Source organism: Komagataeibacter medellinensis NBRC 3288 (genome assembly GCF_000182745.2).
In the GTDB taxonomy this organism is placed as follows: Bacteria; Pseudomonadota; Alphaproteobacteria; order Acetobacterales; family Acetobacteraceae; genus Komagataeibacter; species Komagataeibacter medellinensis.
On the sequence record NC_016027.1, the window covers coordinates 1,849,737 to 1,864,223 of the forward strand.

The 14,487-nt window shown below is 57.9% G+C and carries 22 protein-coding genes and 1 tRNA gene; 5 read left to right on the forward strand and 18 right to left on the reverse strand.

The features are described from left to right. Positions 1-7: 7 nt before the first annotated feature. A tRNA-Arg gene (locus tag GLX_RS08600) sits at positions 8-84 on the forward strand. A 345-nt stretch (positions 85-429) separates the two neighbouring features. Here GLX_RS08600 and GLX_RS08605 read toward each other — a convergent pair. The 14 genes from GLX_RS08605 to GLX_RS08665 form a co-directional block, all read right to left on the reverse strand. Next, entirely contained in the window at positions 430-990 is a 561-nt protein-coding gene (locus GLX_RS08605; protein WP_014105599.1) for a recombinase family protein, read from the reverse strand. Positions 991-2,000: 1,010 nt separating this feature from the next. Beyond that, on the reverse strand, positions 2,001-4,598 hold the full coding sequence (locus GLX_RS08610) for a DUF927 domain-containing protein (RefSeq protein WP_014105600.1): 2,598 nt from the start codon (positions 4,596-4,598) through the stop codon (positions 2,001-2,003). A gap of 3 nt (positions 4,599-4,601) precedes the next feature. After that, the gene (locus GLX_RS08615; RefSeq protein ID WP_014105601.1) at positions 4,602-4,904 is read right to left on the reverse strand and encodes a hypothetical protein; all 303 of its coding nucleotides are present in this window, start codon (positions 4,902-4,904) and stop codon (positions 4,602-4,604) included. Then, positions 4,901-5,173 (reverse strand): hypothetical protein, encoded by a 273-nt coding sequence (locus GLX_RS08620; RefSeq protein WP_014105602.1) that lies wholly within the window; start codon positions 5,171-5,173, stop codon positions 4,901-4,903. The genes GLX_RS08615 and GLX_RS08620 overlap by 4 nt, the downstream gene beginning before the upstream one ends. Further along, complete coding sequence (locus GLX_RS08625; protein ID WP_014105603.1) at positions 5,170-5,577, reverse strand: hypothetical protein; 408 nt, start codon at positions 5,575-5,577, stop codon at positions 5,170-5,172. The genes GLX_RS08620 and GLX_RS08625 overlap by 4 nt, the downstream gene beginning before the upstream one ends. A 200-nt stretch (positions 5,578-5,777) precedes the next feature. Beyond that, positions 5,778-5,984: a helix-turn-helix domain-containing protein gene (locus GLX_RS08630; RefSeq protein WP_014105604.1), complete on the reverse strand. Its 207-nt coding sequence runs from the start codon at positions 5,982-5,984 to the stop codon at positions 5,778-5,780. Positions 5,985-6,078: 94 nt separating this feature from the next. Further along, positions 6,079-6,852, reverse strand: coding sequence for a hypothetical protein (locus GLX_RS08635; RefSeq protein WP_041247300.1), 774 nt, complete (start codon positions 6,850-6,852; stop codon positions 6,079-6,081). A 2-nt stretch (positions 6,853-6,854) separates the two neighbouring features. Continuing rightward, positions 6,855-7,043 (reverse strand): hypothetical protein, encoded by a 189-nt coding sequence (locus GLX_RS18075; protein WP_148268569.1) that lies wholly within the window; start codon positions 7,041-7,043, stop codon positions 6,855-6,857. Further along, positions 7,040-7,369, reverse strand: a complete 330-nt coding sequence (locus GLX_RS08640; RefSeq protein WP_014105606.1) for a hypothetical protein — start codon at positions 7,367-7,369, stop codon at positions 7,040-7,042. Before GLX_RS08640 ends, GLX_RS18075 begins: the two co-directional genes overlap by 4 nt. Further along, positions 7,366-7,614 (reverse strand): hypothetical protein, encoded by a 249-nt coding sequence (locus tag GLX_RS08645; protein WP_041247301.1) that lies wholly within the window; start codon positions 7,612-7,614, stop codon positions 7,366-7,368. Before GLX_RS08645 ends, GLX_RS08640 begins: the two co-directional genes overlap by 4 nt. Further along, the gene (locus GLX_RS08650; RefSeq protein WP_041247302.1) at positions 7,611-7,844 is read right to left on the reverse strand and encodes a hypothetical protein; all 234 of its coding nucleotides are present in this window, start codon (positions 7,842-7,844) and stop codon (positions 7,611-7,613) included. The genes GLX_RS08645 and GLX_RS08650 overlap by 4 nt, the downstream gene beginning before the upstream one ends. After that, positions 7,841-8,101, reverse strand: a complete 261-nt coding sequence (locus GLX_RS08655) for a hypothetical protein (RefSeq protein ID WP_014105608.1) — start codon at positions 8,099-8,101, stop codon at positions 7,841-7,843. Before GLX_RS08655 ends, GLX_RS08650 begins: the two co-directional genes overlap by 4 nt. After that, the gene (locus tag GLX_RS08660; protein ID WP_041247287.1) at positions 8,098-8,295 is read right to left on the reverse strand and encodes a hypothetical protein; all 198 of its coding nucleotides are present in this window, start codon (positions 8,293-8,295) and stop codon (positions 8,098-8,100) included. Before GLX_RS08660 ends, GLX_RS08655 begins: the two co-directional genes overlap by 4 nt. Further along, positions 8,292-8,537: a hypothetical protein gene (locus GLX_RS08665; RefSeq protein ID WP_050856109.1), complete on the reverse strand. Its 246-nt coding sequence runs from the start codon at positions 8,535-8,537 to the stop codon at positions 8,292-8,294. The genes GLX_RS08660 and GLX_RS08665 overlap by 4 nt, the downstream gene beginning before the upstream one ends. 110 nt (positions 8,538-8,647) lie before the next feature. Between GLX_RS08665 and GLX_RS18080 the strand changes: the two genes are divergently transcribed. The 3 genes from GLX_RS18080 (at position 8,648) to GLX_RS18085 (ending at position 10,168) form a co-directional block, all read left to right on the forward strand. Next, complete coding sequence (locus GLX_RS18080; protein WP_231850311.1) at positions 8,648-9,178, forward strand: helix-turn-helix transcriptional regulator; 531 nt, start codon at positions 8,648-8,650, stop codon at positions 9,176-9,178. Positions 9,179-9,282: 104 nt separating this feature from the next. Further along, the gene (locus GLX_RS08675; protein WP_041247303.1) at positions 9,283-9,897 is read left to right on the forward strand and encodes a hypothetical protein; all 615 of its coding nucleotides are present in this window, start codon (positions 9,283-9,285) and stop codon (positions 9,895-9,897) included. 31 nt (positions 9,898-9,928) lie between these two features. Then, positions 9,929-10,168, forward strand: coding sequence for a hypothetical protein (locus GLX_RS18085; protein WP_148268570.1), 240 nt, complete (start codon positions 9,929-9,931; stop codon positions 10,166-10,168). 523 nt (positions 10,169-10,691) lie between these two features. Here the strand turns inward: GLX_RS18085 and GLX_RS08680 are convergent. The 4 genes from GLX_RS08680 to GLX_RS08695 form a co-directional block, all read right to left on the reverse strand. Next, positions 10,692-10,991 carry a HigA family addiction module antitoxin gene (locus GLX_RS08680; RefSeq protein ID WP_041247304.1) on the reverse strand — a complete coding sequence of 100 codons (300 nt, stop codon included), beginning with the start codon at positions 10,989-10,991 and terminating at the stop codon, positions 10,692-10,694. Between the two features lie 139 nt (positions 10,992-11,130). Further along, a complete protein-coding gene (locus GLX_RS08685; protein ID WP_014105611.1) occupies positions 11,131-11,535 on the reverse strand; it encodes a DUF2442 domain-containing protein in 405 nt (134 codons plus the stop codon). Continuing rightward, positions 11,519-11,731 (reverse strand): DUF4160 domain-containing protein, encoded by a 213-nt coding sequence (locus GLX_RS08690; RefSeq protein ID WP_041247305.1) that lies wholly within the window; start codon positions 11,729-11,731, stop codon positions 11,519-11,521. The genes GLX_RS08685 and GLX_RS08690 overlap by 17 nt, the downstream gene beginning before the upstream one ends. Positions 11,732-12,021: 290 nt before the next feature. Continuing rightward, positions 12,022-13,239, reverse strand: coding sequence for a tyrosine-type recombinase/integrase (locus tag GLX_RS08695; RefSeq protein ID WP_014105613.1), 1,218 nt, complete (start codon positions 13,237-13,239; stop codon positions 12,022-12,024). 469 nt (positions 13,240-13,708) lie between these two features. Between GLX_RS08695 and GLX_RS08700 the strand changes: the two genes are divergently transcribed. Continuing rightward, positions 13,709-14,452, forward strand: coding sequence for a hypothetical protein (locus GLX_RS08700; RefSeq protein ID WP_231850312.1), 744 nt, complete (start codon positions 13,709-13,711; stop codon positions 14,450-14,452). Positions 14,453-14,487 lie beyond the last annotated feature (35 nt).

Genomic DNA, 14,487 nt, shown 5'->3' on the forward strand with positions numbered 1-14,487 from the left:
CGAAAGTGGACTCGTAGCTCAGCTGGATAGAGCGTCGCCCTCCGAAGGCGAAGGTCGAAGGTTCGAATCCTTTCGAGTCCGCCATTATCCCGTAAAATTATCAATAAAATCAGCACTTTATGGCATGACATCTGGGTTTTACCCATGATTAAACCCACGATAGCGCATACTATTGTGAGATACACTCAGGGACAGCCAGTGCGAGCTTAGACTTTTCAAGCATCCAGCTTTTGGGCTTCTGCGGCAGGGTCAAAAAACAGGCTGGACTGACTTTTAATCAAATCAGGCGCGAGGCGATCAGCGGCAACACGCACGGCACGCGAGAGCATTTTGGCATCTGCGGGCGTCACAGGCGTGAAAACGAGGGTTAGGCGCGCGCGTAGGCGCGTTGAAGCCTTATTGGCACCAAATGGAAAAGCGTACCTTCTCTTAAATAGCCTCCAGACACCGATAAACACTCATGCGTGAGATCCCCAGGCGGCGGGCGATCTCGGTCGGGCTAATCCCTTCCGACTTGAGGGCCTGCACCTGGGAGGCTTTCTCCATCGCCGTAGGCCGCCGCCCCTTGTATTTTCCGTCTGCCTTGGCTTTGGCAATCCCCTCTCGCTGGCGCTCCAGCATCAGGGAACGCTCAAACTCAGCCACGGCCCCCAGCATGGTCAGCATCAGCTTGCCGGTCGGAGTGGTCGTGTCCAGCACCTGCCCGGACATGGACAGGATGACCAGACCAGCCTTGCGGGCCTCCACACGCTCAATCAGGCCCAGCAGGTCAACCGTGGAGCGGGCCAGACGGTCTGGCTTGCAGACCACCAGCACGTCACCCTCGCGCAAATGGCTGATGGCCGTCTCCAGTTCAGGACGGGCCGCCTGCGTTGCGCTCACCTGCTCGGAAAAGACCTGCTCGCATCCATGCGCCTGCAAATCGCGCACCTGCGCCTCAAGCCCTGCGTCCTGATCGACCGTGCTGGTCCGTGCGTAACCGATTTTCATGCGTCACCTGTCACAATAAGGTCTATGATGTTCATAACGTAGTGTCACAAAAAACCAAAAATCAACCCTAATGTGACGTAAAACTGTAACAGCGCAAATGTCACTATGAACCTTGCCCTATTGTGACAGCGGGAAACAGCCAGAGCCATCACGAGACACCAAATCAGCACCAAAGTAGCTTCCGCGCGAACGCGTGCGATCTATCTGCCCGATTTCGTCCAGCGCGGACGCTTTGACGCCTTCGCGCGGCTCTATTTTGACGCGTGCGCGATCTGGAGGCTTTTCGGGCGACGCATCCACGCTTGTGAGCGCCATCCGCAATTTCGTCCAAACGCGCCAATCTGACGCGTGACGATTTCTGAGGCTTTAAGGAGCCCCCGCACCAACGGTGCAATGGTGTATGAGAGCCCGCATTTCTATGGGGAGCGTTCAAGGAGCGATGGATGCCTGATTGTGCGTTACTCCGTCGAGCATGCAATGCAAGTCAGGCCGGTGCCCCGGACGGGGCAACACATCTTGCCAGCCCAGATTTGTTCCAACTCAGCCCGAGATGGCCCTAAACGGCCCGGACAGGCTGTTTCTTTGCTTCGGGCCAAGTCGGGCCATTTGAGGCCGAACAAGACAGAAAACGGATCAGCAAGATGTGTGACCCTAGCTAGGGAAACGGACTTACTCGCCTTTAGCTCAACGTGTGGATAGACCGCGCGCCAATATCCGACCGGGCATTGCAAAAAATTGGTCGGGCAGGTCGGGCAGGTCGGGCAGGTACTCTAGAAGCCCCTGAAAACCGCCATTTTTATCTATCTCTTTTCTGCCCGACATAAGGTTGCCCAGTCGGGCAGGTCGGGCACACATCCCGTCCCTTTCCATCTTCTGCCCGACATGCCCGACTGCCCGAATGTATGTCGGGCAGCTTTTTGGAAACCAGAATGGTGGAAAACTGCGGGGTATAGCGTGCCTGCCCGACATGCCCGACATGCCCGACATAAAAACCCATGTTGGGGTGTCGGTCAGGCTTCGTCATCGCCAAGGATCGCTCCCCGGATGACATAGACACGGGGACGGCCTTCGCCGGGGATGGACACCTTGCGGGTCAGGTCACGCCCCTCCTCCGTCACAAGATACCCCGCATCCCTCACAGCCTTGGCGGCACGCACGGCATCCAGTCCCTGACAGACTTCCGTTTTCCACATCTCCCGCAGGATCAGGTATTCCCAGCGGACCTGCCCGCCTGTTTCGACCTTGCGCTTGAACCCCACGCGGTTGATGGTCCGGCTGGCAGCCAGAACGCCTTCGGCTTCGCTCATGGGGGTAATGAGAGCAATGTTGGTAAAGCGGCTCTCCCCGTGCTTCTCGATAAAGCCCCGGACCTGATCGACCGCCTTCATGTCCTCACTGGCTCCAGCACTCCCTCGCTCGGCAAACCACGCCGCAAAGCACGCCCCGGCAGCATGGAACGCTTCGCCCCGCTTCCACGGCAGCACCCCGTAACTGGTCGCCAGTTCCCCTGCTCCAGCGATCAGGGCAAAACGGGCGGCCACGCTCCGCACCTGGCCATCAGCCTTGGGTGGCACGAAGCGGGCCTCAAACTGTCGGCGGATAGCCTTGAGGCGTTTTTCCAGCCCTTCGGCATCATGTGCCCGGTCATGCACCAGACGGGACAGGAAAGCCCGTGAGGCCGTGCCGTAGCAGGTGCGTGCGGCGTCACGTAAGTGGTCGGCCAGTGCCCCGCCTGATTCCATATCGTGCAGATTCTCGAATGCACCCATGCCTGCCCCTGCATCAGCGGGGATATTGACCAGACGCACCTCCTGCCCTGCCATGATCCGCTTGCCAGCCTCGCCCATCTTGGCGGCCAGGGTGACTTCGCCGGTGGACAGGAACAGAACACGCCATGTCTTGCGAGCGCGGGCATTGCCGGTGCGTCCGGCCCGCATCTTGCCGCTGTTGTTCGCCAGCATATAGGTGATCTCGCCCACCTCCCGGCTGTCGGCCTGCCCCATTTCATCAAGGATCAGCACGGTATCCGAAGTCTCGGACGCAACCCCTTCCAGCCCGTTCGCGGTGCCGCGCCATGCCCGTATCTGGCCTTCCCGGTCACCGCGTCCCCATACGCTACCCGCGATATAGGCGGCAGTGGACTTGCCGGACTGGGCCTTGCCGACCAGATGGATGCCGCCGGACTGCTCGCCTACAATGTCCAGCAGCGGCCCGGCAAAGGCTGCGGACAGGAACAGGGCAAGACGACTGTTGCCCACGGCACAGGCCGCAACCTTGTGCTGCCACTCCGCCAGCGTGCCCGCCACGGCGAATTCCTGCCCTGTTGTGGCCCGTGATGACTGAAACACGACCGACCGTGCCCCGGTGCCGATGGGCAGGCCGCCCGGCAGGATGAAGGTATGACCATCTGGCGCGGTATGCCACCCGGCACGGTCCACGCACCGCAGCCGAGCCTTGGTGCGGGCGCTGGCGATGAACTGGCGCAGGTATCGAGTGGCGGAAATGGAGCAGTTCAGCCCAGCATCCTCCAGTTCGCCTGAAATGTCCTTGCCGTCGCCGTGCACCATGCGCTTGGGAATGGCCCATTCATGCTTGCGGTTGTCACGGTCCTGCCAACGGATCATCAGTCCCCAGCCGAAGCCGGTACCGTCATTGGTCTCGGCCACCACATCAAACGGGGCTGCGATCCAGATGGGCGGTGCGGGTATATCGCCGTTGCTGTCAGGCATGAAATGCAGCCCAGCCGGGTTCATGAAATAGCCAGGCGGCATCTGCACGTTGGGAGCGGCCATCGGTGCGACCTCAACCAGCCGGACGGCCCATTCTGCCGCGCTGGTATTCTCCTGCTCCGCCAGCACGTCCGGCGGCACATCATCAGCCAGATCCCAGCCCAAGGGCAGGGTGGCGGGCACATCCACCTTGCGGACGATCCCAGCACCGGCTTCACGCAGGTAGCGGATCACGTCATCGGCCCATGCCTGCCCGGCATCATCGTTATCCGGCCAGATGATCACATCCCGTCCGGCAAGGGGCGACCAGTCATTGTTTGCCGCTGCCTTGCTCCCACCCTGGGAAGTCATGACAACACAATCCTTGAACAGCGCAGCCGCCGCGTCCGCCGTCTTTTCCCCTTCCACCAGCAGCACGGGAACGTCAGCAAAGGCGGCAAGTTGCTCCAGTCCGTAAAGCGGCAGGGGCTTGGCCCCCTGTTTCCAGTGCCAGCCGGTCACATCCCAGCGGCTGCCCTTCCCGTCCGTCCATAGGCGGCGGCCGTAAGTCAGGGGCAGCACCACCTTGCCGCCCGCACCATCATCCTTGCGGAAACGGGCACAGAGCGGCTGGCCGTCCGCATCGCGGTAGACCCACATGGCGGAGGCACCACGCGGCATCTCCGGCTCGCTGGGGGCTGGTGTGATGGGGTCCCATATCTCGCCGGTCCGGCCGGGAATGGTCTGCCTTTCGGCCTCGGCCAGTGGGGAGAACGCGCTTTCAAGGTCTGGCGTCAGGTTCGTGATATTGCCGAAATTGTCGATTGACGTGGCGGGCACCGGGATATGCGGATCAGGTGCGGGATCGGTGTAGTCAACGGGCATGTCATTTTCACTCATGCATCACCCCCCCAGCCCCAGCATGGCGACCAGACGGGACGCGGCCTCACCCTGGCGGATATTGAACAGGTAGGCAGCCAGCGAGACGGGATCGCCGCCCCGGTCACCCGTGGCAAAGTCAGACCAGCGGCAGGTATTCATATTCACCTTGAAGGAACCCGGTTCGCGGTCGCTGCGCCGGGGATTGCGGGCCACCCACTCGTGGCCCTCACGCTTGCCGTCCGGCAGCCACCGGCCCAGCAGGGCGGGTAGCGAGGCCAGTGCTGCACTGTTGATGCGGGCAAAGTCGACGGATGGGTTGCTCATGGCTGTAGCTCCCGCCCCAGCGCCATATCGCGCATGACACAGGCCGCCCCGACCAGCACTTCCACGGCTGCGGGTCCAGCCCGCTGCATCTCGATTGCCAGTAGATGGCTCATGGCTGAAAAGGCGGCGCATTGCGCGATGCTGCGCCCCTCACCCAAGGGGGGCGGGTCCTGTGAAATCCAGCGTTCCAGCCGACCGAGATAGTCCCGCGTCATGGCCTGTAGCATTTCCTGCCGCGTGCCAGCGTCAGAGGAATGGTTTCCACTCATTGATCCACCCCCAGGTGCTTGCGGCCCATGCTGATAATGGCCTCAAAGCGTGCCTGTGGCGGCAGGTCGCCCATTAGCGCATCACACGCGCTGGTCAGTCCTTCCGTATAAGCCCGGTCGATAAGGTCATTGTTCATTCCCAGTTCACCCAAAACACCGATGAAGCCCTGCGCCATGAAATGCGGCGCAGTCACCACCGGGCCGGTCGGGGTCGGGACAACCTGCGTGTCATCCTTCCACTGGCCGTTGCGGACCATCCGCAGGAACATCAGCTTGGCATCTTCGGGCAGGGCAGCCGCATCGAGCAGGTCAAGGAAGGCGTGGCGCGGCAGGCCACCATCATCGGCACGGAAGTAGCGTAGCGGGCGCCCGTTGACGTGGCCGGTATAGAGAGGGGTTTGCATCAGTTCTGCCCTCCTGACGTGTGGCAATACTGTCCTGTTGCCATCCGCGCCTGTGCGCGTGGCTCTTTTGACTTTTGAACGGCCATGACTGGCTATTCTCCTATTGCCCGACGGGAAGTAATCTGCATATCATGCGTGCCAGACTTCCAATTCTGACCACAGGCTTGCAGAACCGTTCCGACTATCGGGGCGGTTTTGTTTTATCGGGTTGCTGCCTTGAGACGTGGCAGGCTGGTAAAATACTTCTCGACCGTTGCAGTAATGATGCGGGTGGCGGACCCGACCTTCACGGCCTCAATCTTGCCATCGGTGATCAGGCGATATTGCGTGCCACGACTGATCCCGAACCTGGCCGTGATTTCCGCAATACTGGCATATTCGGGAAATTCGGTAACGGGCGTGTCCATGTGTGATTGTCCTACGTGTATCGTGGTGACTCTTGGAATAGATCAGCCATGGCATGCATGTCTTAGGGTAAATATTCACCAATTATCCGGTGGACTATTTACCCTTAGTGGCCTTTCGCATCCGGTTTATGCTCCTGATTACGGTGGGCAAGGCATCACTCCGCATTGCCCATTGCTGTAATGCGCGGAATTCGGGCACATGATCTGGCAGATCAGATTGTTCAGCCTGGGCAGCCGCATGTGCGAAGATGGCCCGACACCAGTTCAGCGCCACGCCATAGCGTGCCGAACCGTGCCGGGTGGAAATGGTGAAGCGGGCCGTATAAAGCTGCTCGAAATGCTCTTTCAGGTCCGCAACCAGATACCGCTTGCCCAGATCGGCAGGCTTGCGGATGGGGTTCCGGCCTAGTTCCTTGAGCAATGAGGTGCTGCCACCGGCCAAGATATTGAGTATTTCCGGCAATAGCCTGAACGCAGCCAGCACTCCTTCATCCTGCTTGCCAACTTTTGCAGCTAAAGAAGCAGCTATTTCCGGGGAACGCTGGGCAATATAGCGTTCAATCCAGATAAAAGTCTCCCGGCATGCAGTTGATTCGCTTACGTCCCCGTTGCCAATCATATGCATACCGGCTTCTGCCCATTTTTGCATTGCAATGGCTGTCTGCTTTATTTCCGCCCGGCGCTGCGCCTCGGGCACTCGCCGTTCGTGCAAAGCAAAACGATCGAGCGCGAAGGCAATACGCTCTGCCATCTTGCCAAAAGATATACCGGGGCGTGGTGCCAGTCCCAACTCATCACTCAGTGACCGCAGAAAATCCGCAGTCACGTCGGCATGGTTTCTGAGGCAGGGGGCTTCTTGCAGAAACATGTTCACCGCAGCCCGGCTCCTATACACGTTGTCCGCCGCGCAATTTCGCGTGCCGCCCATTCCACGGCTTCGTGTGCCATTGGCTCGCTCTTATTCTGGGAAGCACTGGCAAGGAGATAGGAAAGGCACGCAATATCTGCCACTGCCTGCAAGGCTTCCTGACGGCGCTGATTGTTTGTTCTATCGGTCATGAAATATAGTCCTCAATGGCATTGGCATGTCGACCGATCCCATCGGCCAGCCATGCCAACTCAGTGCCGGTCTGTTTGTCCCCCTCCGCCATGCGGGCCAGTATCCCGGCCATGACACTGATTTCCGTGGTGGCAGCCTGTATGGCCGCCAGCCGGTCGGGCGTTGTGAGGCTGGATGGCGCGGTATGCGCGCGCCATACCCGGTGGCAGGACGCGGAACTGCTGCCCATCGCCTCGCCAATTTGCCGCCATGTCAGGCCATCGCTGCAAAGTCTCTTGATACGATGCAGGTCACGGGCAGACCAGATGCGTGCAGGTCGACTCATTTCTTGTACCCTCCGGCCTTCACAGCCTCGACATCCTCCTGTGCGGCGGCCTCCATTTTTGCGGTGAAGTCAGCCAGCCAGAACACCACGTCCATCCACCGACTCTTGATCTCCATGGTGACCTCATCGGTCATGTCCATGTCATGCGCGAGGGTGTGAAGGGTATTCCGCAAGTGCTGGGCTGTGTGCTGCTGCCAGTTGAGGGCATATTCCCCTCTCTCCGGGAAGTTCGGGATACAGCTCATTTCGTGGCCCTCCGCAGACCGGCGATGATCTTTTCCAGCGTCTGGGCTGCCCAGTAAGGCCCGTCTGCCCATCCTCCAATGTCCTCTTTGGTAGGCGCGGGCGCTGGAATGTCGGCGGCGTCCATCATCTGGCTACCCATCAGCCGAAGGGCATGCACAAGTCGGTCCAGTTCGTTACAGCTATTTTCCGTGGTTACGATTAACCTGCCGAGATCATAAGGGTCTTTCACTTCACCTCTCCCTTCATCGCCAGAATGTCACGGACAAGGCTGGCCTCGATCTGGTGGGGGTCCGGGTCGAACAGCATTACCAACCGGGCCTTGTCCTGAAGGTCGGCAAAGGACCGGGCCGGGGTCTGGATCACCTTGCGATAGGCAGCCCGGAAGCGATTGGACTGGGCCTGTGCATCGGTCGTGCCAGATTCTTTCCAGCAGCGGCGATCAGCGCCAAGGGCGGCCATGGTGGCCTTGCGGATGGGGCTGGTCATTTAGCTCTCTCCCGGCGCTCATCGGGGATACCCAGCCATGCCACATCCAGTTCGGTGTGGAGGCGCTTTACCCATCCATGCATCCACTGCACGGGGACAGGTTCTGAAGCGGAGATCAGGGCATCCAAGATTTCAGCCAAAGACCCCAAATCGCATACGATGGCATGCACACGCTCTTTCGGTGTTTCGATCATCGGGCCACCTCCGCCAACGCGGTCACTGTGGGGTGGGGTTTCGCGCTGCTGTGACGCAGAACCTCCGGCTGGGCGAACCCGGCCAGGGCGACCAGCACCAGCGCGGGGAAGATCAGCCCGGCCGCCAGACGCTCGGATGTGAGCAACGCCAGAGAATGTGGATTGGACCCATGCAGGGGAATATCAGATGCGAGAAGGCTTGTACTGGCCCCCTGCGCTACGCTATAGGCTTTGTTAGCCATTGCCTGCTCCTGTGCGAGCGGTTGTGGTCAGGCCGGATATTGGAGGGTGCAAGCTCCTTGTCCGGCCGCTTTGTTTGGCTTTATGTCAAACTTCGGGCAATATGCGAAGAATGCCCATCGAAGTCAAACAGAAAGTACGACCTTTGACTAAAGGTAAAATTTCTCCCATTCAAAGCCGTTCTGCCAGAGCAATGCTCGATTGGAACCAGAGCAGACTCGCAGAAAAAGCGGGAGTATCCCGTATGACTGTCATTGATTTTGAAAAAGAAGCGAGAGTGCCGCATCCAAACAACCTGCTGGCCATTCAGAATGCCTTTGAGCAAGCAGGAATCGAGTTTATCGATGATAACGGGCGTGTTCCCGGTGTGCGCCTATTGCGAAGATGGATGATTATTCAGAACGCACCAGAAGGTTTTGCAAAAGTCGGCGATCCGATTTCCATATTCACCAATGAAGAATACGTGATGAAACTTGGCGCACAAACACCGCAAGGCGTTGCTCCCGTTAACAAGTCACCGGAGTATGGAATTTATGTCCAAACCTATGCCGCGCCAGGCGACAATGGGACCATTATTGAAGTTACCCGTAGACCCTACTCTGAGCCGAGAAGCGGCCATTATGACTACGTGGCGTTTCGATAAATTTCTTCGGGATGATTCTGATAGGTTTGTGCTAGGGCGGGGTCGAGTTCATTGCTGATAATGGCGGTGGGGCTGGGGTGCGTTGAGGAAAAGCACGGGTGAGAATGATGATACCGAATGACTGGGAGGATCGGCACGTACTTTGGGTACAGGCAAGCGACCTTTTGGCGTGCGAAGAAGATCCATGGATACCGTCTGCTATTTTAGATTTATCATGGGCTGAGCGTTCTATCCTTGTCATTGAAAAAGAGGTAGCGGAGGTTTTGCGTCCATTTCAAAAGAAACCTCCTATCGAACGCACATCTCAAGCCATGGACGGTCTGGAAAAGAGTTCTGCTTTCTACGAATGCCGTGCCCTGTCGAAATTATGGATTATGGGGCTGTATGAGGTGTGCAGAGTGATGATCAGGGATGTGGAACTGCCCGCGGCCAAACCTCTTGAGCTTCTTTTTGACGAACTTGACGCCGTTAGGATGCCTTTTGCTAAGCATGAGGTTCGAAAAATACCACTGGGTAAGCATGAGGGCGGGAAAAGGGTTTTGCCCCATTTCCCGGATCTTTGCATACCTTTGTGGGGATGTGAGCTTGGGTGGATGGTGAAGGACTATAAGCACGATTGTGTCTCGCCAGATGCTCCGGCAGGTACTTACGCTAATTTCTATGTAAGTCGTCGTGGCTTTGCAGATGAATTCCTGAGAATATCTGCACCGCAAGTGTAAAAAACGTACCGGCGGCAAAAGGAAAATGTAAATGAGCGAATGGAATGGTATACCTGAAAATTCAAAACAGGATGGGCCACACGCCTTACTTGAGACCAATCGGGAATGGCATGGGAACCTGTGGGGTTGGTGGGATAGTACACTAAGTCAGTGGACCGCTTTCTCCCAACTCCCACATGATCGGCGCATTGCAGCCACTCCTGAGCAAGCCAAAGAGATTTTTAGGTATCTTGGCCCAGGTCAATTTCCGCATGAGAATAATCAAGAATAAAACAACAATATGTAGGATAAAAAATTATGGTCCTTTCTAAAGATATAGAAATTCAGGGGACTGATGGCGTGTGGAGGAAAATGGATGTTTCTTTAGCGCTTTCCATGAAGCCTGACGATCTTAAAAAACGGAAAATCCGTTGCCTCGAATGTCATGGACACGTACGTCTTCATGGCCCGGCAAAGAGTGGAAACATGAGCGCTCACGCGGAACATCAGACGCGTTGGGTAGGGTGTCCGCGTAGCGACAGTTACGATCACCGAGGCTTACGATCTCACCCAAACCCAGTCATTTGAACTCATATTCAGCTACATACGCCTTGCTTGTTTACCCCATTTGTTCGGCTTAAAACCGACCGAAAATGGCGTCTCCGCCCACTTCAAAACCATGCTGGAACACCCGGAACACCGGCCATTTTCCAAGGTGTTCCACCCTGCCTCCCTGAAAAACCGCAGTTTCTCAAGGGGCGCAGCGCGGTGGAACACCGGAACACGTGGAACACCGCAAAAATAGATACCCAGCGCTAAGCCGCGACCAGACGCGCCACCTGTATCTCGTCCTCATGTGCGCGGGCACGGGCCATCTCATAGGCCGATTGCATCCGCATCAGAGTATCTGCCTTTACGCCAAATGCCTTCTCGAACCGGATAGCCATATCGGCGGACAGATTTGCCCTACCGTTCAGGAGCGCACTCACCGCCTGCCGTGACAAGCCAAAGTAAGCAGCAAGCCCAGAGACGGTAATGCCCGCCGGTTCCACGATTTCCGTCCGAAGCCATTCCCCAGCATGGACAGCCAAGGAGGGGTGCATCCTAATTGCCATGATAGTCCTCCAGATCCATATCTTCGATTGCGCCAAGGTCATTCAGCCGGAATGTCAGCCGCCAGTTACGTGTGACAGTCGCGGACAGATACCGTGCCTGCACCGATATTGTCAGGATGGCGTCCCGACCGGGCGCAGATTACGCTACCTTCCTTGGCCGACCGCCTTTGGCACCATTCCGACGTGCTGCCGCCGCTTTGGCTGGGGATGCCTGTCGCCCTGCCTTTGCCGCCATGTAGGCGCGAGACCCAAACAGGCCCGCCATCAGTTCCGGCACCAGCAGGTCAGCATCCAATGCCTCCCAGTGCAGGCCGTAGCCACCCATGATTTCTACCTGGGCCAGTTGCTCTGGCGTTGCTCTCTCAAGGCCCTGAGCCTGTGAGGCAGGGAATTCAAAGCGGGTGCCGTTGGACAGTTCAACGGTTACGCGACCTGTCGTGGCATCATAACCCGCAGAAATCGCCTGTGGCACCATCTCACGCCGGACGCGCCCACGCTCGTAAGCCGCATCTATCTGCTTATCGACGTCATGATCGTTGTGCATCAATCTTCCTCCATGCAGACAATAGGGCTTCACGTTGTTCCACCGCGATCCTGAACGCCTCGCGCACGTCTGCCCGCTTTACGCCGGGGTCGATGTCCCGGATCGTTGCCTCGGTTTCCCCAAGGTTGATAATGATCTCACGACCATCACAGAACACATGGACATGAGCCGGATCATGGTCATTCGCATAGATCATGAACCGGAAGCGGCCCACTCGGTGAACTGTTGGCATAGCCACACCCTACCACAAACCCAACATGATGGGTATTTTTATTATGACCTGGGATGTGACAGTCATATTTTGGCTTGGGGGACGGATTCCGCTTGGCCTGTTTTCAGACTGAACAGGCACATGAAAGACACCCGATAGATGCTGGACGGACACCGGACAAGATATGGCTTTCCCGCCGTCCGGTCACACCGGTCACACCAGTCACACCCAAAAACACAGACCCTGAATGGAAATTGAGAGTGTGACCCGCTACGTCATGGCCGGTTCCTGTGTAACCCACAGCAATAAGCAGCCCATTCATCCATCAGGGCACGACGTTTTTCAAGCAGGTCTCCTCTCCTATAAGCCGCCTCCACCTTGTCTCCGATAGCATGGGCTAGAGCCATCTCGGCCACTTCTCGGGGATAGTCGGTTTCCTCCGCAGCCCAATCGCGGAAGGTCGATCGCAAGCCATGCACGGTCACATCCTTTGTGCCGGCCGCCAGATGCAAAGCCTTGGACAGAGCCACGTCTGATAATGGCCTGCCTGCTTTCTGCCCAGGAAACAGCCAGTCTCCCTTGGCCGCAGCACGAAGTGGCAGCATTTCTTGAAGGATTGCCACCGCCCTATCACTCAGGGGAACACGGTGCTCCCGCTTCATTTTCATACGCTCGGCAGGAATGCTCCACATCCGGGCCTGCATATCAATCTCGGACCACACAGCGCCGCGCACCTCACCGGATCGGGCAGCGGTCAGGCAGACGAACTGGACAGCCCGAGCCGCGGTGCCCCGTGACTGCTGGAGGGCCTGCATGATCACGGGAAGGTCTCGGCACGGCACGGCAGCATGATGTTTGACCGTCGTCACAGCCCCCGGCTTCGGCAGGATGGTTGCTAGGTGGCCTTTCCAGCGTGCCGGGTTCTCTCCCTCACGCCATCCCTGCGAACGGGCATAATCCAGAATCCGTTCGATACGCCCGCGTAAGCGCTGGGCTGTTTCTGTCAGCCGGGTCCAGATAGGTCGCAGGGCCTTCAACACATCATCTGTATCCACGCTGCCGACCTGCTTGCTACCGAACACTGGGAAAACGTGCTGCCGGAGGGAGCCTTGCCAGATTGCCTCCCCCCTCCGGTCTTTCCAGCCTGGTGCCTGTTCCTTGATATAGCAAAGCGCCACCTGCTCGAACGTCAGGCCGGTTTCTTTTTTCTGGGCCGCCCGCTCCTGCTGCCTAACCTCGATAGGGTCCAGACCATCAGCAATCATTTTACGGGCTACAGCGGCACGTTCACGAGCGTCGGCCAGGCTGATCGTCCGTGTGGACCCGATTCCCATTTCCCTTGCCTTGCCGGTCACGGGGCTGGTGTATCGAACCGACCATGCCCGTGTATTGCCCTTGACGGTTAGCCATAGATTCCCGCCGTCCGCAAACACACCGTCCTTAAGTGACGCAACGGCACGAGCAGACAGGCGGTTATGGCTGATACGGGGCACGGCAAATCCTGCGGTCTGGGGTTTGGAAAACGAATCGATTTATCAGACCCATGATACCAAACCCATGATGAGACCCACGATAGAAATTGTTATCGTGGGATACACTGAGATACGCGAGGGAACAGGGTAGAAATTATATCCATATGAAACAGTGCATTAATTGGATATCCTGACACAATCAGGAACAGCAGTTAGGTGGATTTCGAGTCCGCCATTAATTTCCAAAAAATAGCAGAAAACAGTCCTTTTCCCACTGGTACCACAGGTGCCACGTGATAGAGAAACGCTGCCGTCGCGGTGAGACGAACTGTCCGTGCACTCCCTCAGCAGGTTGCGCAGCAGTCAAGGGCATACCGCAGGCATATGACCCCACAGGTGCGATCCTGCCTCAAGCCCATGCCATATGAGTTGTTTACCTGCTTCATGGCTATTTCCAATATCCGAGGCCACAAACCGGGCCGCAGCGCGGATGCAGGTTTTCATCCTGTCCCGGCAGACGGCACTGTTCCAGAGCGGTTACGCTCTTCTTGACCCGCATGGCCAGCAGACAGATGCCGTATTGACTGACAGGACCCATCCAGCACAATCGTTACGAGAGCTGTCAGTACGACGCCCACCAGCGCACCTGACAGAACCGGACGAGGACAAGATGGAACCACCCGCCATGCGCTCCACCCGCCTGCATACCCTGCTTGGGGTTGCGGCCTGCCTGCTTGGCCTGACCATCGTGCCCCATGCCACCGCCCAGCAGACGGACCAGCAGGCCCCCCAGCATGGCCCTACGGCGGAACAGAAGGCGGAGCTTGAACGTATGGTGCATGAGGCGATCCAGCAGGACATACGCGCCGTGGCGCAGTACAAACTGCCCAAGGATTTCTTTGCCCACATGCTCCCCCTGACCCGGCAGATCAGGGTGGCCCACATCATCCCGCCCACCCAGACCACGAACATGACACTGGCCACCACCATACGGCGCACCGAAGCCATGCCGGAACTTCAGGCGCTGCTGCAACAGTATGGCCTGTCGGCGCGGGATTTCGTGATGAGTATCACCGCATTCCAGATGACCGCCGAACGACTGAACGACACCGGGGCACGGGGCAAAAACATCCCGGCCCTTGATCCCGATAACGTCACCCTGCTCCGCACGCATCAGGGGCTGATGCAAGCCTTGCTGAACAACATGGATGAAGAGAGCGAACACCTGCAGTAACCCCGCCCACCCCGGCACACGGCCACAGAGCATGG